Genomic DNA, 20,249 nt, shown 5'->3' on the forward strand with positions numbered 1-20,249 from the left:
AACAGAAACGACAGACGGTGAAATTATGGCTGGTAATGAATCACAGAACGAATACTTTCACCCTTATGCATTAAGTCAAAGGCGGTATTAACCTCCTCCAGGGGCATGGTATGAGTGATAAAATCGTCGAGCCTGAATTCACCTGCCAAATATTGCTCAACAATGCCCGGCAGCTCAGAGCGACCTTTCACCCCCCCAAAAGCAGATCCCCGCCATACACGCCCGGTAACCAGCTGGAATGGACGGGTGGATATTTCCTGGCCAGCTCCAGCTACCCCGATAATTACCGACTCTCCCCAACCTTTGTGACAGCATTCCAGTGCAGATCGCATGACATTCACATTACCGATACACTCAAATGAGAAGTCAACACCACCATCGGTCATTTCTACAATGACGTCCTGAACCGGCTTATCAAACAACTTCGGATTGACACAGTCAGTAGCTCCCAGCTTTCTGGCAAGCTCAAATTTGGTCTCATTAATATCAACACCAATAATCCTGCCTGCACCGGCCATTTTGGCGCCAATGATTGCTGATAAACCAATACCACCAAGACCAAAGACCGCAACGGTGTCTCCTGGCTGAACCTTTGCAGTCTTTAATACTGCCCCCATACCAGTGGTAACTCCGCAACCAAGAAGGCAGACCTCTTCCAGTGGGGCATCACGGCTTACTTTTGCCAATGAAATCTCGGGTAATACCGTATATTCGGAGAATGTTGAACAGCCCATATAGTGATAAATTGGCTGACCATCCTTATAAAATCGTGTAGTTCCATCCGGCATCAGCCCTTTCCCCTGCGTATCACGTATTTTCTGACACAGGTTGGTTTTGCCTGAGCGACAGAATTTACACTCCCCACATTCCGGCGTATAAAGCGGGATAACATGATCACCTACAGCGACACTGCTCACCCCTTCACCCACCTGTTCAACAATACCTCCACCCTCATGTCCCAGGATCGCCGGGAATACACCCTCCGGATCATCACCCGATAAGGTAAATGCATCCGTATGGCAGACACCCGTGGCAACGATGCGAACCAGGACCTCACCGGCTTTAGGTAACATGACATCGACTTCTTCAATCGACAGTGGCTGGCCTGGGCCCCAGGCAATGGCTGCTTTTGATTTGATAAATTGATCTGACATTGAAAATCCTCAACACCGCTCATTCGTAGACCACTTCGAAAAAAGGAGGCGGTCATGGGTAAATACATTTGCTGAACATTGTATTTATTTTCGAGACACCGATAATCCACCCTGATTGAAAATGTTTTTTACCTGAGTGCAATAATGTCGTTACTGGAAGGTATTACCGAATTTGTAACCGTAGCTGAAACCAGCAGTTTCACAACAGCAGGAAAACGCCTGAGTATCTCTACAGCCCAGGTCAGTCGACAGATCAATCAATTGGAAACACGACTTAAGACAAAGCTGTTCTACCGAACCACCCGTAAGGTGTCGATGACCGAAGAAGGCGGGATTTTCTATCAACACTGCCGGCAAATTCTCAACAACCTTGAAGATGCGGAAAGGGCTATCTCCAATCGACAGGAAACACCACAGGGATTGATCAGGATGACGGCTCCGGTGGCCTATGGAGAACAGTATGTTATGCCTATTGTTCTGAATTACATGGAGAAGTACCCAAATATTGAGGTTCTCTGCAATTTAACCAATCAGACAATTGATCTCATTAATGAAGGTTATGATCTTGCGATTCGACTTGGCCATCTTCCCGACTCATCCATGATGGCAAAACGGTTATCAACTCGAACCCTCTACGTATGCGCTGCGCCACCATATCTGGATCGTTACGGCAGTCCTTATACCTTATCAGAATTGGGAAGTCACAACTGTCTGATTGGTAACAGCCCTTACTGGCGGTTTATGGAAAATAATCGTCAACGAACGATCAAGGTCAAGGGTAACCTGCAATGCATGAGTGGATATACGTTAACAGAAGCAGCAAAACGTGGTCTGGGTATCGTACAGCTACCCGGATATTATGTTGATGGTGCTATACGTTCTGGTGAGCTTATAACCTTGCTGGAAAGGTATTGTGAGCCTGAAGAAGGTATCTGGGCTCTATACCCACATAATCGCCAATTATCTCCAAAAATACGAATACTGGTTGACTTCCTGTCAATGAAACTCCCATAACAGAGGAGCGCTAGAACAATCAAAATGCACATCAGAGCCAATTATCATCACTGCCTTTATTTCACGGTCACTAACCATTAACTTTCTCTGAACTTATCCGCTTTATAACGTATAAGGCCACCGGAAGGTGGCCTTAAAAAGATTGAACATAACTGGTCAGCTAATCATTCATCGTTTGACAGTACTTTAACCTTACCTCTTTCCTTCAGGCTTGCCAGGTACTCATCAAACATGACTCGACCATTACTGGCCGCAATCAACTGTCCGAGGCCTTTTAACTGCTCAGAATTTGCAGTCGACTCACCAGGAGTGATTCCAGATAAAGCAATCACAGCATAATCTCCATTCGGAAGTACTGCCGTATTGAACGATAAGCTTGCACCGGGATGAGGCATTTTAAAAGCTTTCTGAAGAAGTTGAGCTGGAACACCTGCCTGATTTCTTGTCGTTTTCAGGCTTTCCACAACCTTCAATTTCTGCTCATCCGCTAATACCTTCATTGAGGTACCAGACTGCAGTCTGGCAACCATTTCTTCCGATCGTAAGGCAAGTTGCTCGGCAGCCTGACGATCTTTCAACGTGGTAACAATCGCCTCTTTACTATCAACCAGTGGAATCAGTTCAGGCTTCTTGTGTTCTTTTACTCTGAGAACCAAAGCTTGCTCAGGGGTGATTTCAATCAGCTCACTGTTTGCACCAAGGTTCAATACATCATCACTGAATGCGGCGGCTGGAATACGACGATCTGAAGAAATACCCGCATCCGAACCATTACGGCCAAAGGGTTCACTAGTGGTAATAGTCAAACCCAGCTGCTCTGCAGGCTGAACGAGGTCTGAAGCCTCAAAGCTAATATCAGCCAATGCCCTTGATTGTTCTATGAACAACGAGTCAACTTCATTCTGCTTAAGTGCTGCCTCAATCTCAGAACGCATAGAGTCCAGAGATGGAACGTTATGTTGATCACGAGAAGTAACTTTAAGGATCTGTATTCCAAAATCAGTTTCAATCGGAGCCGATACCTCTCCAACTTTCAAGGCAGCAACTGTATTATCAAAATCATCTCCAAAGAAGCCAGGCTCCACCGTACCAAGATCACCGCCTTTTTCTGCTGTCATACGGTCATCAGAGTATTGTCTGGCCAGGTCAGAGAAGTTTTTGCCAGCATTCAGCTTTGAAATGACCTCAGCAGCCCTGGATTTCGCCTCTTCTAAGGACCGCTCCTCATCTGACTGAATCAGGATGACCGAAACCTGAGTGTTATTGCCTGCCTGCTGTTTCAGCTGTTCAACGCGATACTGATACTCGGCTTCAACCTCTTCAGAGGTTACACTGATATTTTTGGCAATATCTGCCTTGTTCAAAACAACATAGTCTACGACGACCTCTTCTGGCGTCATAAACTGACTTGAGTTAGCGTCGTAGTAAGCTTTTATCTCATCTTCAGATGGAGTGATTGATTGACGGACCTGCTTAACTGGCAAGATGAACCAGGAGAGATCTCGAGTCTGTCCCTCAAGGCTCTGTAGACGCTTCAGCTCCTGCTCTGTAACAAACTCAGTATTGGCAATACCGGAACGAAGCTGTAGTAACAGGGTTTCTTCACGCAGAGCATCTCTGAACTGCAATGGAGACATTCCATAACTGCGGACCATCATCTGGAAACGATCTTTATCAAACCGGCCATTTTGCTGAAACTGAGGCATGGACAGTATCAGTTTATCAATCTGCGACTCTCCAACTCCCATATCCTGGTCTTCAGCACTCTGAAGCATCAGCTGACGATCAATCAGGGCATTCAAAACAGAACTCTGCAACAACTGGTCATCCAGCATCGAGGGATCAAATTGCTCACCCATCTGCTGAATCAGTACTCTTCTCTGCTGATCAACAGCCTGAGCCAGCTCTGCCCGTGTTATATCCTTACCATTCACTGACGCCACTTCTGGATTGTTTGGATTAGGCGCAAGTGTTTCCAGGCCGGTAATGGCCATCATAAAAGCGATGATGCCGACGACAACAAATGTCACCCAACTCTTCGCTTTGTCCCTCATCGATTGCAGCATATTAACCTCAGGTACCAGGGCCGCTGAGACAGCAGTAAAAACCCCTTATTCTTCACCCCCGGTGATGAAGACCGGGCTTAAAAAAAAAGCGCATCATCGGATGCGCTTTCTTGTGAACTGGCAGACAACTCCCCTGAAAAAAATTCATGTGGAACCCTGCCTTGTCCACCTGATGAAATAGAACCGATATTGAAGCCCTACGGAGAGTGCCTGATCAGTTCACTGCATCCTTAAGAGCCTTACCAACCTTGAAGCTTGGAATTCTTGCAGCAGCGATTTCAATAGGTTCGCCAGTCTGTGGGTTACGGCCAGTACGAGCGGCACGCTCTTTAACAGAAAATGTTCCAAAACCTACCAGAACAACCTGCTCACCATCTTTCAGTGCACCAGTGACAGAGTTAATCACGGCGTCCAGGGCTCGACCAGCGGCAGCCTTAGAAATGTCTGCAGATGCAGCAATAGCATCAATAAGCTCGGACTTGTTCACTCTATTCCCCTTCTAAGTAGGATGCGTTTCAATCATTAACAGAGGATAGACACAGAAAGCGTGCTGGCAACTGAATATATTTGCCGGTCTTCTATTATCTACCCGATCGGGTGCGATGGCTATGCTGCTGCATTTTCAAGTGAAAAACAAGCACCATAAAGGCACCTTAGTGCTTAATAGCCTGCTATCCAGCCAAATTAATCCCTGACTACTGACAATAGCCAACCAGCACCCACCCTACCCGAAAAAATGAATCACAATGCGTTCATCATCGTGGCAGTATGAGGACTGACAATCTGCCGTCAAGCAGATTTAAAACTACATTTACGAAGTCGTAGGCGGACCAGGCCGCACCTCATCAGGATTACTAATAATAAATTACTGCAATCAACAGAAAAGGCTATTCAAGCTGGAAAACAGATCAAGTTTTCTGCATTTCCTGTCCGGAGGTTTTTCAAGAAGCCAATCACCAGTATCAGAATAAACCATCAGGCTTATCTGTTCGGGTTATAAGGTAAAAGAAGAAAACTTTTATCCGCACGAGCAAAAGCTGCTTAACACCCTTGGCTCACTGGCTCCCACAAACCTCTAGATCCGAAGTAGCGGCAATTTATACCAATCGTCCGACAGTCATGTCAACTGAAGAATCAACCGGAAAGCCCCGCCATTACTGAACGACCGCCCAATTTAAGACAATCGTCCAGCATTTACCATCAGTGAGTATTGACGCGCTCATCACTCTTTAGAGCAGTTTTTTGCTCTGATTCAGATACTTCCAGTGTTTTTTCCGGTAAAGCCTCAGGCATATATGCCAAAGCCACCTCAAGAACTTCATCAATCCACTGAACTGGCAAGATCTCCAAGTCAGCCTTGATGTTATCAGGAATTTCCTTGAGATCTCTCCGGTTTTCTTCGGGAATCAACACTTTCTTGATACCACCTCGATGTGCCGCCAGCAGCTTTTCTTTAAGCCCGCCTATCGCCAGTACCTGACCTCTGAGAGTAATCTCACCCGTCATGGCAACATCAGCCCTAACAGGGATTCCAGTAAGGATAGAGACCAGGGCTGTACACATACCAATTCCGGCACTTGGACCATCTTTAGGGGTAGCCCCTTCGGGAACGTGAATATGAAGGTCATTCTTTTGATGGAATTCAGGGTCAATACCCAGTGCTGAAGCCCGGGAACGAACAACCGTTAATGCCGCCTGTATGGACTCCTGCATGACATCACCGAGAGATCCCGTCTTGATAATCTGTCCTTTTCCAGGAACGGCAACAGACTCGATGGTCAACAGTTCACCACCAACCGATGTCCAGGCAAGACCTGTTACCTGTCCAATCTTGTCCTGATCCTCAGCACGTCCATAAGTAAATTTACGAACACCCAGAAAATCTTCAAGCACTTCGGGCATGACCAGGCTCTTGCGGTCTTTCTCAGAAAGCGCCTCTTGCTTCACAGCCCGTCGGCACACTTTGGCAATCTCACGCTCCAAACCACGAACACCAGCCTCTTTGGTGTAATAACGTATGATATCCAGAACAGCAGCATCATCGAAAGAAAGCTCTCCTTTTCTCAATCCACTGCGCTTGATCTGCTTAGGAATTAAATAACGCTTGGCAATATTCAGCTTTTCATCTTCGGTATAACCAGGTATCCGAATGACTTCCATCCGGTCCAGTAAAGGTCCGGGAATATCCATGGAGTTTGATGTACAGACGAACATGACATCTGAAAGATCATAATCCACTTCCAGATAGTGATCGTTGAATGAGTTGTTCTGTTCAGGATCCAACACTTCCAGTAACGCAGAAGCAGGGTCTCCACGCATATCAGAACCCATTTTGTCGATCTCATCCAGCAAGATCAGCGGGTTTTTCACTTCAACCTTCGCCATCTTCTGAATCAGTTTACCGGGCATTGAGCCAATGTAAGTCCGGCGGTGTCCACGAATCTCAGCTTCGTCACGAACACCACCCAGTGCCATACGGACAAACTTGCGATTTGTAGCTCTGGCCAGTGACTCACCGAGCGACGTTTTACCAACACCAGGAGGCCCTACCAGACAAAGTACAGGCCCTTTCAGCTTGCGTACTCTTTTTTGTACAGCAAGGTATTCCAGGATACGTTCCTTAACCTCTTCCAAGCCGTAGTGATCGGCTTCAAGGATGTCCTGGGCACGAGCCATATCATGTCGAACTTTGCTGCGTTTTTTCCAGGGAACACTGAGCATCCAGTCAATGTATCCACGCACCACCGTAGCTTCAGCAGACATGGGTGACATCATTTTGAGCTTAGCCAGTTCAGCAAGCGCTTTCTCTCTTGCTTCCTGGGTCATGCCCGCCTGATCGATTTTGGTTTTTAACTCCTCCAGTTCATTGGGAGCATCATCCATATCACCCAATTCTTTCTGGATCGCTTTCATCTGTTCATTCAGATAGTACTCTCGCTGGCTACGTTCCATCTGTTTTTTAACGCGGCCACGAATTTTTTTCTCAACCTGAAGAAAATCCATCTCTCCCTGCATAATGCCAATCAGGTACTCCAGGCGTTCACCCAAATCCTCAATTTCAAGCATTTTCTGCTTATCTTCGATTTTCATCGGCATATGAGCGCTGATGGTATCCACCAGTTTGTCAGGCTCCTTAATACCAGCCAGAGAACTGAGTACCTCATTAGGAACTTTTTTACTCAGTTGAACGTACTGTTCAAACTGCGACATAACAGAGCGAACTAACAGCTCTCCTTCACGATCACTGATTTGTTCTGAGAATTGCTCATGAACCTTTGCTTTAACAAGTCCGTCATCTTCATAAATCGAGTCAATCGTTACCCGAGTCTCACCTTCAACCAGAACTTTTACCGTACCATCTGGCAGTTTAAGCAACTGAAGAATACTCGCCACAGTCCCCACTGAAAACAGATCATCCACCTGCGGATCATCAGTTTGCGCGCTTTTCTGAGCAACCAGCAGGATCCTCTTATCCGCTGACATTGCCAGATCCAGCGCCTGGATGGATTTTTCCCGACCAACAAAAAGAGGAATCACCATGTGTGGATAGACAACAACATCACGGAGGGGCAACAACGGCAGCTCATAGCTTTCAGATGGTTGCAGGGTATCTTTATTATCCATAGCTCAGCCCCTTATATAGATTACCAGTAAAGCCCGCCATCTACCGGCCTACTCACCGGACAAAAAAAGAAGATAAAAACCTGACAGGCATACATGACACGATGTTTTACGTGCTTAATTAATGGTCAGCCCACAACAGGAAATGCCTTAAATAACAGCCTCATTCACCTGCAAGACTGGCCATAGTCTCTAAGATGGGGCTTTTCCAGCTAAATTACAATAGCCATGTCTTTTCGTCCGTTGAAAATCGATAAAGTTCCATCAACCAGCAACTGATATGAGGCCTTGCTACTTGAAGGTTCCATGGTGCCTGATTCTAAATCTCTGAATGAGCTTCATTGTTATACGGCGTCAAAAGGAATAGCCACACTGCAAGAAAAAACGGAATCGTAAATACAATCGATACCAGTAAAATGTTCAGGCATAGAAAGCATAAAAAAGAACCTGTAACATCAATAACTTGCAAAAAAATGACTTTTAGGTAACATAAGACTCGTCCAAGGAGATGTCTCAATGGCTTCCTGGACAAGTCGGAGCGTAGCGCAGCCTGGTAGCGCACCACAATGGGGTTGTGGGGGTCGGAGGTTCAAATCCTCTCGCTCCGACCAAGTTTCACCAGAATAACAGGATTCTTCCACCTTATTTTTTCTTAAATTATTTCTATCTTTATTACTCTTGGCTAACTCTACTCCATTAGCATACAGATTAGCGTCAATCCCTCATAACTCCGTCAAGCCAAACCCATCCACCCCCACATAAAACTCGAACGTCCTAGTAAAGTCTGCCAGAATTGGAAGATACTCATTTGTATCAAGCAAGCTTACTCAATGAAAAAAACTCTTCTCGTACTAGTATTAAATACCCTACTTTTGTTTGTCACTTCCCCTGTAGTTAGTGCTGAAATCCCTTCTGGACCAAAGAAACGATTCAAGAGTGAAGTACAGGAAATGACAATCATCATGGATCTCAGCAGCAGACAAGCTGAGCAAATTATGGAATTAAAAATCGAGCTTTATAAAAAAAACCAACAGGCAAGAAAGCAATTTTCTGATAATTCACCTGAACTATCTTCTGCGCATAAAGAAAATTTTCAAGACTACCGAAAAAGCGTTTCTAAAATAATCAACAAGAAACAACTGGAAACACTTTGGGGAAATGAAAACATTTGACCCCATAAAAACCCTATTTTGTTACAAAGCTCATTAGCACCAATACCCACCCATAAAAATGGGAATCAATTCACGGGGAAAGTGACAATTTAGATAAAAACACACTATCAAGTACTGTTATCTAATTAAAAGCAGTTCATTACTATAAACTGTCAAGAACTCTTCTTCTCACCAGTATTTTTTCTGGTCGGTTACCTTCCACCGACAGCAGGATAAATTGCCAGCCTTCCCACTCGACCGATTCGCCGACTATCGGCATCTCCCCAAGGCACCACATCATCATACCACTCAGGGTATGGTACCCACGCTTGCTCTCGTCCGGAACGCTATCCAGTTCGAGCAGGTCTCTGAACACGGAAACCGGTATCAGTCCATCCATGGTCCAGCTGCCATCAACATGCTGCTCAGACCAGTTATCCTCTGGAAGGCTGGATTTAAACTCCCCGGCCAGAGCCTCCAGCAGATCACCATGGGTCACAATGCCTTTCAGGTCTCCATACTCGTCAACCACAAATACCAGGTGATCATTGCATTGACGATAAAACTCAAGAAGCCTTGAACCACTCCAGCTTTTCGGGACAAACACCGCTGGCTGGGTAACGGCTTTAATCGCATCATTGTCCCCTGCCCCTGTGAACTTGATGTTCAACAGCTGCTTGGCGGACAACACCCCAATAGGGTTATCCATATCTCCCTCGATAACCGGGAAGCGCTCATGACCACAGGCCAACAGGCACTGCAAATTCTCATCAAGGGATTTTCGCAGATCAAACGCCTTCATCTCACTGCGTGGCGTCATTAATGAAGAGACTTTCCGATCATCCAGATGGAATACATTCCGCACCATGTCACGCTCATGGGCTTCAATAACCCCAGTGCGAGAACCTTCATTAACCAAGGCAAAAATATCTTCTTCGATAATATTCTCTTCCGATTCACCACCGCTTTTGCCCAGCAAACGCAACAGTAAATCCGTTGACCAGGCCAGCAGGGAAACAAAAGGTTTGGAAAACAGCACAAGAAGGCTTAGCGGACGCGCCATCATACGGGCAAACAGTTCGGGGTTAAGCTGCGCCAGTCTTTTGGGAACCAGCTCGCCCACAACAATGGATAAATAGGTAATAACAATAACGACAACCGCCGTCGATGCAGCCGATGCGGTTTTTCTGGAAATATCAAAGGTGGACATATACTCGGCCAGGGGGGCTGCCAACGCCGCCTCACCATAGATGCCATTGAGCAGACCAATTACCGTGATACCAATCTGCACCGTCGATAAAAAGCGGGTCGGCTCTTCACCCAGTTTGATGGCGGTAGCAGCCCCGGCATCCCCTTTGTCAGCCAGCTTTTGCAGACGGCTTTTACGGGCCGATACCAGAGCAATCTCAGACATGGCAAAGACGCCATTCAGCAGAATCAGCGCAGTCAGTATCAGCACATCCATGAATACACCTCTTCAAACATGCTGACCGGATCCTTATTTAATCGGCTTAATAACATTTGTCAGACCCTGTTGGCGGTTGAGCCTGCTTGGTAGCAAAACTATAGAACTGATTAATGGCATAATAAATCACTGTATTCTCTTATTTTCCCTCAGAGATTTTCTGTGTAACATTGACCTGCTTTACCCCTGCAGCGAAGTGTCAGCAATTTGCTACTCATCCGTAAATAAAATTCAATGAAACATCAGTATTTTCATTGAACTGCCCTGCAGCTGATTAATTTCCAACCTCTGGAAGAACGATTTCAAGAAAACACCAACCACCGTGAATTCAACTTTTCTTATTGCATGAAAGCTATTGCCTTGTGCTGAATTGTTAATGCCATAGACAAAAACAGCTGATAGAATCGTTTCAACTTGCTAAACCAACATGATGTGGGCATGTGAAATCCTCAACAAGTTCTTGATTACAAATGGTGATTAAGGCGTATTCAGGTTAACTTCCCATAGAAATTATTACTGCAAAACACAGGAGTATTGCGGTGAAAGCGACCATTAAAGATGTTGCCAAAGCAGCCGGTGTTTCCATTTCAACGGTTTCTTACGCCATCAATGGAAATGAACGCATCAGTGAAACAACCCGACAGCGGGTACTGGACGTTGCCAAAGAGCTGAACTACGTCGCTAATAGAAATGCAAAACTCTTAAAACAAAAGAAGACCCGTACCATTGGTCTTTTTTTTAACTCATGGTTTTCCCCCATATACAGTGACACTGTTCACAGCATTGAAAAGACTGTACATAAAATGGGCTACGATCTGGTTGCCTGTAGTCTGTATGGTGAAGAGCACTCCACTGCTTACAAATACCTTCGCGACGGTATGGTGGATGGTGCTGTTTTCCTTACCAGCTCATTCGATGATAAGTTCCTGCATGCTGTTGCATCGGAAGATCTTCCGATGGTCGTCCTCAACCAGCAAATCCAAGGCCTTCATATCTACAACGTTCTGATCGATCATTATGGTGGCGATTATACCGCAACCAAAGCACTGATATCTTCCGGCTGCAGAGAAGTTTATTACTTCAGCGGCTCTCCGGGTTCCTACGATAACCAGCAACGCCTTGATGGCTATTCCGCAGCACTTGCCTGTTTCAATATTGAATTCAACAGTGAATTTATTGTACATGCCGAACTCACTGAAGAGAGTGGTTATCAGCAGATGAAAGCCCTTCTGGAAAAAGGTGTGGTCCCCCGTGCCATTTTTTCCAGTAGCGATGAGATGGCGATCGGTATTATTCGTGCAAGTCGTGAACATGGCATTACTGTTCCCGGCGATCTTAAACTGGTTGGTTTTAATGATATCCCCGAGTCTGGATTCACTGTGCCGGCGCTGACCACTGTCTCCTATCATAAATCGAAAATGGGCAGTCTGGCCGCAGAAATACTCTTTAGTGCCATTAATGGGAATAGCGATATTGACTCTCACAACATCATTTCCACCTGCTTAATCAAAAGGGATAGTTTTTAATTTAAGGAGTATTCTTATTTTCTATGCCGTTTTTTTAAACTGATTAAGCTTCACGCCAGAGCCAGCTGATTCGAGATATTATCGCGTTTAAACATCAAATTTCAGTAAAATCAGTGTAACTATTCAGCACCCTTCATATAAATCTGGAATTTTCTGATTTTTCGACCATCATCTTATACTCAATTTTTCTAACAAATCTCCAGTATGGAACCAGACTTCCCAGCTACTCCGTTTACCGAAGCTCTCCTTAAAGAGAATGAAGAGCTTCGGACCGAGAATGCGCTTTTACGGGAACGTTGCAGCGAACTGGAAGAAAGGGTTAATAAAAACAGTCAAAACAGTAGTAAGCCACCATCGTCAGATGGTTATCAAAAGCCCAGTAAAAAAGGGAGTGATAAAGGTGATACATCTTCCAAAGAAGCCCCCTGCTCCTCACAGGAAACACCGAACCCCAAAAGCCTTAGACCATCTTCAGGCAATAAACCAGGTGGCCAGAAAGGTCATCAAGGCTCTTGTTTGAGACGTGTCGCCTTACCCGATTATGTCAGGCATCTGAAGGTTGAAAAATGTTGCTGTTGCCAGTCTTCGCTTATCGATATTAAACCCACCAAATACATTGAGCGACAGGTTTTTGATCCAGGTAGACCCGGAGAATTTGAAGTTACCGCGTACTGGGCAGACGTTAAAGTATGTCCTTGTGGTAAACGGAACACCGCTGAGTTTCCCCAAGGAGTGAAAGCCGCTGCTCAATACGGAGAAGTGACTCAGGCAATGGCTGTTCATTTAAACCAGTATCACTTCATCCCATATCACCGGGTGTCTGAGTATTTCAATACTATTTATTGCATGAGTGTCAGCGCAGGCTCTGTTGCCAATTTTGTTGCCTATACCCATGAGAACCTGGCCTCTACTGAGCAGAGTATCCGCGATGCTTTACAAGAAAGTCCGGTTGCAGGAGCGGATGAAACTGGCATGCGGGTTGACGGTTCACTGTGGTGGTTACACATTATGCGAGATGACCAATGGACGCTTTACTACCTCTCAGAAAGGCGAGGTTGTGAAGCAATGGATGCAATGGGCATCCTGCTGACTTTTGCAGGCATTCTGGTTCACGATCATTGGAAGTCCTACTTTGCCTATGCGGCAGTGCATGTGCTTTGTAATGCCCATCATCTGAGAGAGCTTCAGGGAGTTGTCGATAGGGATGCGAATAAGCTGGCTCTGCGGCTGATGAAATTGCTTACGCTCTCCTGGCACTTCTGCAAGAAATACAAAGCAGCCGGTCTGACTCAAATGCCTGGTGCAATACAGCTTCGCATTGAGACGATATACGACCAAATCCTTCAAAGGGCTCTCACGAAGGAAACCGCTTATATGGAAAAACAACGACAGGTGCTTGGACGTAAGAAGGTCAGGAATACCAAGGCCTACAACCTGTTCAAAAGGCTTATTGAGTTTAAGGTTGAAACGTTGCGCTTCATGTCGGACTTTTCAATTCCCTTCGATAACAATGGCAGTGAACGTGATGCCAGGATGGCCAAACTTAAGCAGAAGATCTCAGGCTGCTTCAGAAGCGAAGACGGAGGTACCATGTTTACCCGAATCCGAAGCTATTTATCATCTGCTAAAAAGCAGGGGTTGAACATATTTCAGGCGCTTCTTAAAGCGGTTCGAAATTACAACAATACGCCTTTGCTGGGTGCTGAATAGTTACAAATCAGTTAAAAGATTGCCAATTGCTCTGCCTGTTCTGGAAGGTTCAAAGGCTCCCAACCATCCAGATCTTTAAAATAATTATGAAAACTCTGAGCCTGATAAGGAACATCAAGGTTACTGGGACTGTGCATAAAGAAGAAAGGATATTTCCCTTGAGCAATCCACTCCTGCAACTTGGACTTCCAGGGCTCCAGATATTGCTCATCATAGGCACTGTCTCCCAGCCCAATAAAACGAACTATTGGAAACTCCCCTGTGGAAATGGCATGAACAGGAAGTTGGGGCTTTTTACCCTGAGCATCTCTTTCAGCGTCACTCTTCGCAGGCCTGCTGAATAACGACCGGCTATCAAAACACACTCGATCAATATTCAAGTTCATCAGCAGGCGATTGAGCTGACGTTCTTCATCACCTTTATTGAAAAAAGCACGATGACGAACCTCGACAGCATATGAATAATGTTCTGGCAATGACGTTAAAAAGTATTCAAGTTCAATAAAACGGGAAGGGTCAAAAGCAGCAGGCAACTGGATCATGAAAGGACCAAGGAAATCACTCAATGGACTCAATCGCTGAAAGAACTGGTGAAGTCTGTCACCATTTACTAAATGCCCAGTATGAGTCACTTCTCTGGGTAATTTGAAACAGAAGCGGAAACCGGGTGTTAACTGAGCCTTCCAGTTCGCCACAGTGGCTTCGCTGGGTAATGCGTAAAAAGTGGTATTCCCTTCAACCGTGTTAAAAGCATTACTGTAATGACTCAGAAAGTCTTTACTGGAGGCATTCTGCGGGAACAGCCCTCCCAACCAGTCCCGGTTGCTCCACATGGGCAATCCAAGAAAATAGGGAGGTTTTGACATCGTTTACCAATCTCCGGTCAGATTTCAACCTTTTTACGACCTGCCAATGCATGAGCCAAGGTACCACCATCCACAAATTCAAGCTCCCCTCCCAGGGGAACACCATGGGCGATGCGAGTGGCCGTCACACCAAGAGATTTCAGCTCTTCAGCAATATAGTGAGCCGTAGCCTCGCCTTCAACGTTAGGGTTAGTGGCCAGAATAACTTCGTCAACCTGGTTTTCTGTCACCGTTTTCAACAAATGTTCAATGCCAATATCTTCTGGACCGATACCATCAATAGGCGACAAATGCCCCATCAACACAAAATATCGTCCCGAGAAACCACCAGCCTGCTCAAAGGCCATAACGTCCGAAGGATTCTCGACAATGCACAAAAGTTTTTCATCTCTGCCAGGGTTGGCACAGATCTGACAGACAGGCTCTTCGGTGAGCGTACGACAATGCTGACATCGCCCTACCCCTTCGGCAGCCTGCTTGAGAGCAGCAGACAAGCGCACAGCCCCATCACGATCCCTTTCCAGCAGATGCAATGCCATTCGCTGAGCCGAGCGCGGCCCCACTCCTGGTAGACAACGCAATGACTCCATCAATTCCCTGATCATGGGGCTGAACATAAACGAAACCTGAATAAAAATGACAAACCTGCCCGACACCCATTATTCCTACACACCAGCATAAGAGTGTCGGGCGTAAGTAGTTTAGAATGGTAATTTCATACCGGCTGGAAGGCCAAGTCCTGAGGTAAGCTCTCCCATCTTTTCCTTGCTGTTCTCTTCCACCTTACGAACTGCATCATTTACAGCAGCAGCCAGCAGATCTTCCAGCATCTCCTTGTCTTCTTCAAACAGACTTGGATCAATCTCTACTTTACGTACATCATAACGGCCGGTCATGATCACCTTAACCAGGCCGGCACCGGCTTCGCCAGTTACTTCTGCATTGGCCAACTCCTCCTGGAGTTTCTGCATATCTTCCTGCATTTTCTGGGCCTGCTTCATCAGATTGCCCATGCCACCTTTAAACATATTGACCTCTGCACAAAAAACACCAGAGAAGAATCACCAGATTTCATCGGTAACCCCGCTCAGGCTTTTTACTTGATGATATTACCTACTGGCTGAATCGAGTCGTCCAGCACCATGGCAGAAAAGGTTTCAACCAGCCCCTGCACCCTGGCATCTGAATAAATACTCTCTCTCGCTTCCTGAAGACGTTCAGCGATTTTTCGCTCACGCCAGGCTGCAGGAGTTTCATTAACAATACGACCAGTGTCAATTGACAGTTTAACGGACTGCTCAAAATAATCACACAGCGCCTTCTCCATGCGCTGTCGATGAGTATCGTTGTAGAGCGTGCTACGCTCCTCATCAAGACGTAACTGAACAACACCCTGTTCACTCTCAACAAACTCACAGTGGGAACCAATGGTGCCGGTCACCCCTCCCAGGGGAAGACCGCGAAAAACCAGAATCCAGCTCACAGCATCCATTTGCGTGAATGTCACCCGGTCTTCTTTTGCAGGCAACTCCACTACTGCTCTGACCGGTGCTTCTGGTGGAACACTGAGCGATTCAGCAGCCACCCGAAGATTCAGAGACTGATCAGCCGGGGTACTCACAGCACTTACAGTTTCCTGATGATCGGCTCCGGAAGTCCAGTGCACCTGCATATCATCCAGTGAAGGTCCGGCATCATAAGCTTGATCCTCATATACCGGCGGCTCAAAGGCAGCCTGATCATAAGCTGACAATGGAACAGCCTCCAGAATCGGTGGTGCATCTTCAGCAACCACGGTCTGAGGAGCTACTGTCTGAGGAGCTACTTTTTCAGGTAAGGGCTTCGGCTGCTCTTCAATAACCGCTGCAGGTTCAAACGTATCCCTTTTTACAACGGTCTGGGGTGATAGCCCTTCTGCCACACCCGCTTCATGAACAACAGGAGCATCGACTTGTTGAGCAGCAGGCTCAGGCTCCGGATCAGAGGCACCTTCCTCATTAGAGGTGCTGTTGTGAGATGCAGAGCCTTCAGCGAATGCCGCGCGTTCAGACGATGTAGAAGCCGCATTATTTGTCGGCAGTTCAGTAACCGTCGCCACATCGTGTTTTGCACTGGAAATATTAAGAGGCCTGCCACCCGCTGGTGCACCATCGGGTCTGAATGCCAGCATACGCAGCAGGGCCATTTCAAAGCCACCACGAGGATCTGGCGCAAGGGGCAGATCTTTCTTGCCCACAAGACCAATCTGGTAATAAAGCTGAACATCTTCTGCCGTCATTGACGAGGCCAGTTCAATAACCTGCTCACGATCTCCCTGACTGTTATCAACGGCATCCGGCACAGCCTGGGCAATAGCCACCCGGTGTAACAGGGACAGCATGTCATCCAATACCGCCAGGTAATCCGGCGAATGCTCCGCCAGAGACGAAACAGAACCCAGGATATGGGCCGCATTGGCCGTCGACAGCGCCATCACCATTTTCATCACCTGCCCCTGGTCTATGGTACCCAGCATGGCGCCTACTTCGGCCTCGCTGACCCGACCATTACCAAAGGCAATGGCCTGATCCGTCAGACTCAGGGCATCACGCATACTGCCATCTGCAGCACGAGCCAGCTGCCACAGGGCCGCTACTTCACAGGGAATCTGTTCCTGGCCGAGGATATTTTCCAGATGACCGACAATCCGTTCCGGCGTCATATTCTTCAGACTGAACTGAAGGCAACGTGACAAGATCGTCACTGGCAGTTTCTGAGGGTCGGTGGTTGCCAGCAGGAATTTCACATGGGGAGGAGGTTCTTCCAGCGTTTTCAATAATGCATTGAAACTGTGAGCCGAGAGCATGTGTACCTCATCAATCAGATACACCTTATAACGCCCACGGGTTGGCGCATACTGGACATTATCCAGCAGCTCCCGGGTATCCTCCACCTTGGTTCTGGAGGCCGCGTCCACTTCAATCAGGTCTACAAACCGGCCATCATCAATCTCTTTACAGGCCGAACACTGGCCACAGGGTGTTGAGCTGACACCCTGTTCACAATTCAGGCACTTGGCAAAAATACGGGCAATGGTGGTCTTACCGACACCCCGTGTACCGGTAAACAGGTAAGCATGGTGAAGACGATCCTGATCCAGGGCATTAACCAGTGCCTGAAGAACATGAGACTGCCCTACCAGCTCTTTAAAAGAACGGGGTCGCCATTTGCGTGCAAGAACCTGATAGCTCATTGAGTAGCGTCAATACCTGATGTCAGAATTAGAACAGCCTTGAGCGGCTTTTCACAATTAAAGAGTACCTATGCTAACCAAGAAGCCTTGAAATTGCACGATCAGGAAGTGGTTGAACTGGACTTGGTAGGAAAAATCTGGAGAACCCGAAAATAATGGAGGCGAACCCTGCCAGCCACACCCCGGCACATAATGTCACTACTACCGTTGCTCCCTTCCGGGCCTGGCGGGGTTCGTAGCTGATTATTGCGGGGGGACCGGCAAGGTCCGCCATAGAGACCAGGACATCGCGTCCCGATGCAGCGCATTCTCCATAAAACCCGACCTGACGTCAACTGCCAGCGTGCATCTGACTCACATTTTGTTCAGTACCGGATTTGGTTTGTACTGAATCCAAAATCATTATGATCAGGGATGTCACCATCTTGCTGTATTGGCAGCTGGTAACACCTCCTAATTCACAAGAGCCATAGCACCCAACACCACAAACAACAACGCTGCCCCACGGCGAATCCATAGCAACGGCAGCCTTTGCGCCAACTTCTCACCAAAAAAAACCACAGGAATATTGGCCAGCAGCATGCCAAGTGTTGTACCAAGAATCACCATGCTGGTTGCCGAATACTCCGCAGCCAGAAGCACCGTCGCCACTTGAGTCTTATCGCCAATTTCAGCCACAAAAAACAGAACCAGCGTCGTCAGAAAAACGCCATAGCCATTCATTGAATCATCATTGTCATCCAGCTTATCAGGTATCAGGGTCCATGCAGCAACAGCAAAAAAGGAAACGGCAATCAGATATTGAAGAATATCAGGAGAGACCCAACCGATGACCCAACTGCCAAACCAGGCGGCAACGGCATGGTTCAACAGAGTAGCCAGCAAAATAGCCAGAGAGATCAACCAGGGAGCACGAAACCGAAGCGCCAGCATCAGCGAGAGCAGCTGGGTCTTATCACCAATTTCGGCGAGAAAAACAACAAATGTGGAAAGGGAAAGGGTTTCCATAACAAGTCCAGGCGGGAGCAAAACACGGTGGCACAACCAATCTCCCGCCACGAGGATCAGCCATACCACAGGTCTTGCCAGGCATGTCCAAGCAATGGACTTATGCCGTTATCGCCATGAGCATTGAGGCCCAATTATGTTGACGACAACCTCTGAACAATCAGTTTAGAGAGACTACTCCCCTGGGTGGGTGGAAACATACAGAGGTAAAAATGAAAAATCAAACCCGATTAACCGGACATCAGGCAGCACTGAGTTGATAGCCAAACGTTTTTTTCAACAGCTCAATATAGTCCTCATCACGGCACAGCGTCTTGCCCGGACTGTCTGAAAGCTTGGCAACTGGCGCCCCATTCAGCTCCGTTAATTTCAGGACAATATTAGGCGCCTTGAAGCCCATATCGTTGGTGAGATAGGTACCGATTCCGAAGCTGACATTGATTTTGCCGGCAAACCACTGATGAATTGCCAACGCTTTATCGAAGTTGAGCTTGTCACTGAACACCAGACTTTTGGTGCGTGGATCAATACCCAGTCGGCGATAATGATCAATCGCCAGCTCACCCCACACAAAGGGGTCACCGGAGTCATGTCGCATACCCTGATAGGCTCTGGCCAGCTCAACGTCAAAGTCCTTCAGAAAGGCATCCATACTGATCGTATCAGTGAGTGCGATACCGAGCTGACCTCTGTACTCCTCCAGCCAGACCCTTAAGGCATCTTTCTGACTGCTCCGCAGACTCATGCCCAACACCTGATGGGACTGCAGCCACTCATGCGCCATGGTTCCTACCGGTTGCAACCCAAGCGTTCTTGCCAGATTCAGGTTACTGGTACCCATAAAGTTATCGGGTAACCGATGCTTCAGGCTCTCCACCACATGGTAATGCCAGTCCCTGGAAAACCGCCGACGTGTACCAAAGTCGACCAGTGTAAATCCACTCTTGTCAGGAAGCTGATCCAGCTTCTCATCAAGGCGATGCTGGCCTTGAGCAATAACATCATCCTGCGCCCCATGACTGTAGAAGCTGTGGCCATGAAGCTCACTGATGATTGCCAGCAGAAAAATTTCGAAGTGAGTAATTTCACTCCACAACCCTTCGATAACCAGCGACAATTGCCCCTGACTCTGCTCAATCTTCACCGCACCCGGATCAAGTCTGAAACGCTCAAGGTAATCAATAAAATCCTCAGCAATAAATGGCAGAGTCGACAGCCACTCAAGCTCTTCTGAACCCAGACGCAGGTCACCCAGAAATTCACACTGCCTTTTCAGCTGCTTTTTAGAGACCGCTAACGGGCTGTCATTCCGACAATGAAATTCCATGCGAGCCCAGGCATCTGGGTAGCGATGCACCATGGATTGCTGCATGGTGTATTTATAAAGATCGGTATCGAGCAGAGTGGGAATGATCGGGCTACCCATACACTTTTCC

Annotated in this window: 15 protein-coding genes, 1 tRNA gene, 1 other RNA gene and 1 riboswitch; of the genes, 5 read left to right on the top strand and 12 right to left on the bottom strand. The window is 47.1% G+C overall.

Going from position 1 to position 20,249, the window contains the following annotated elements; genetic code table 11:
• Positions 1-23: 23 nt before the first annotated feature.
• Positions 24-1,154 (bottom strand): S-(hydroxymethyl)glutathione dehydrogenase/class III alcohol dehydrogenase, encoded by a 1,131-nt coding sequence (locus ACOCLE_RS08245; RefSeq protein ID WP_419536299.1) that lies wholly within the window; start codon positions 1,152-1,154, stop codon positions 24-26.
• Positions 1,155-1,298: 144 nt separating this feature from the next.
• Between ACOCLE_RS08245 and ACOCLE_RS08250 the strand changes: the two genes are divergently transcribed.
• Positions 1,299-2,168 (top strand): LysR family transcriptional regulator, encoded by an 870-nt coding sequence (locus ACOCLE_RS08250; RefSeq protein WP_419536300.1) that lies wholly within the window; start codon positions 1,299-1,301, stop codon positions 2,166-2,168.
• Between the two features lie 164 nt (positions 2,169-2,332).
• Here ACOCLE_RS08250 and ACOCLE_RS08255 read toward each other — a convergent pair whose 3' ends face one another.
• The 3 genes from ACOCLE_RS08255 to lon form a co-directional block, all read right to left on the bottom strand.
• Entirely contained in the window at positions 2,333-4,198 is a 1,866-nt protein-coding gene (locus tag ACOCLE_RS08255) for a SurA N-terminal domain-containing protein (RefSeq protein WP_419536301.1), read from the bottom strand.
• Between the two features lie 250 nt (positions 4,199-4,448).
• Positions 4,449-4,721, bottom strand: coding sequence for a nucleoid-associated protein HU-beta (gene hupB / locus ACOCLE_RS08260; RefSeq protein ID WP_419536302.1), 273 nt, complete (start codon positions 4,719-4,721; stop codon positions 4,449-4,451).
• Positions 4,722-5,434: 713 nt separating this feature from the next.
• Complete coding sequence (lon, locus tag ACOCLE_RS08265) at positions 5,435-7,858, bottom strand: endopeptidase La (RefSeq protein ID WP_419536303.1); 2,424 nt, start codon at positions 7,856-7,858, stop codon at positions 5,435-5,437.
• Between the two features lie 531 nt (positions 7,859-8,389).
• Between lon and ACOCLE_RS08270 the strand changes: the two genes are divergently transcribed.
• A tRNA-Pro gene (locus tag ACOCLE_RS08270) sits at positions 8,390-8,466 on the top strand.
• A gap of 219 nt (positions 8,467-8,685) precedes the next feature.
• Complete coding sequence (locus ACOCLE_RS08275; RefSeq protein ID WP_419536304.1) at positions 8,686-9,027, top strand: hypothetical protein; 342 nt, start codon at positions 8,686-8,688, stop codon at positions 9,025-9,027.
• Positions 9,028-9,169: 142 nt separating this feature from the next.
• Here the strand turns inward: ACOCLE_RS08275 and ACOCLE_RS08280 are convergent, their stop codons facing one another.
• Positions 9,170-10,471: a hemolysin family protein gene (locus tag ACOCLE_RS08280; RefSeq protein ID WP_419536305.1), complete on the bottom strand. Its 1,302-nt coding sequence runs from the start codon at positions 10,469-10,471 to the stop codon at positions 9,170-9,172.
• 539 nt (positions 10,472-11,010) lie between these two features.
• Here ACOCLE_RS08280 and ACOCLE_RS08285 point away from each other — a divergent pair.
• Complete coding sequence (locus ACOCLE_RS08285) at positions 11,011-11,997, top strand: LacI family DNA-binding transcriptional regulator (RefSeq protein WP_419536306.1); 987 nt, start codon at positions 11,011-11,013, stop codon at positions 11,995-11,997.
• A 204-nt stretch (positions 11,998-12,201) separates the two neighbouring features.
• Positions 12,202-13,707 (top strand): IS66 family transposase, encoded by a 1,506-nt coding sequence (gene tnpC / locus ACOCLE_RS08290; protein ID WP_419532963.1) that lies wholly within the window; start codon positions 12,202-12,204, stop codon positions 13,705-13,707.
• Positions 13,708-13,718: 11 nt separating this feature from the next.
• On the opposite strand, the gene ACOCLE_RS08295 is transcribed toward tnpC, so the two are convergent.
• From ACOCLE_RS08295 to pncB, 7 genes are all read right to left on the bottom strand, one after another.
• A complete protein-coding gene (locus tag ACOCLE_RS08295; RefSeq protein WP_419536307.1) occupies positions 13,719-14,573 on the bottom strand; it encodes a DUF72 domain-containing protein in 855 nt (284 codons plus the stop codon).
• A 17-nt stretch (positions 14,574-14,590) separates the two neighbouring features.
• Positions 14,591-15,190 (bottom strand): recombination mediator RecR, encoded by a 600-nt coding sequence (gene recR / locus ACOCLE_RS08300; protein WP_419536308.1) that lies wholly within the window; start codon positions 15,188-15,190, stop codon positions 14,591-14,593.
• Positions 15,191-15,274: 84 nt separating this feature from the next.
• On the bottom strand, positions 15,275-15,601 hold the full coding sequence (locus tag ACOCLE_RS08305; RefSeq protein ID WP_419536309.1) for a YbaB/EbfC family nucleoid-associated protein: 327 nt from the start codon (positions 15,599-15,601) through the stop codon (positions 15,275-15,277).
• A gap of 68 nt (positions 15,602-15,669) precedes the next feature.
• A complete protein-coding gene (gene dnaX / locus ACOCLE_RS08310; protein ID WP_419536310.1) occupies positions 15,670-17,805 on the bottom strand; it encodes a DNA polymerase III subunit gamma/tau in 2,136 nt (711 codons plus the stop codon).
• Positions 17,806-17,971: 166 nt separating this feature from the next.
• Positions 17,972-18,068, bottom strand: an RNA gene (ffs, locus tag ACOCLE_RS08315) — signal recognition particle sRNA small type.
• Between the two features lie 190 nt (positions 18,069-18,258).
• A complete protein-coding gene (locus ACOCLE_RS08320) occupies positions 18,259-18,813 on the bottom strand; it encodes a TMEM165/GDT1 family protein (RefSeq protein ID WP_419536311.1) in 555 nt (184 codons plus the stop codon).
• A gap of 16 nt (positions 18,814-18,829) precedes the next feature.
• A riboswitch (yybP-ykoY riboswitch) is annotated at positions 18,830-19,008 on the bottom strand.
• 46 nt (positions 19,009-19,054) lie between these two features.
• A complete protein-coding gene (gene pncB / locus ACOCLE_RS08325; protein WP_419536312.1) occupies positions 19,055-20,239 on the bottom strand; it encodes a nicotinate phosphoribosyltransferase in 1,185 nt (394 codons plus the stop codon).
• Positions 20,240-20,249: the final 10 nt, after the last annotated feature.

Origin of the sequence: Endozoicomonas sp., from assembly GCF_965196975.1 — a bacterium.
Taxonomy (GTDB): Bacteria; Pseudomonadota; Gammaproteobacteria; order Pseudomonadales; family Endozoicomonadaceae; genus Endozoicomonas.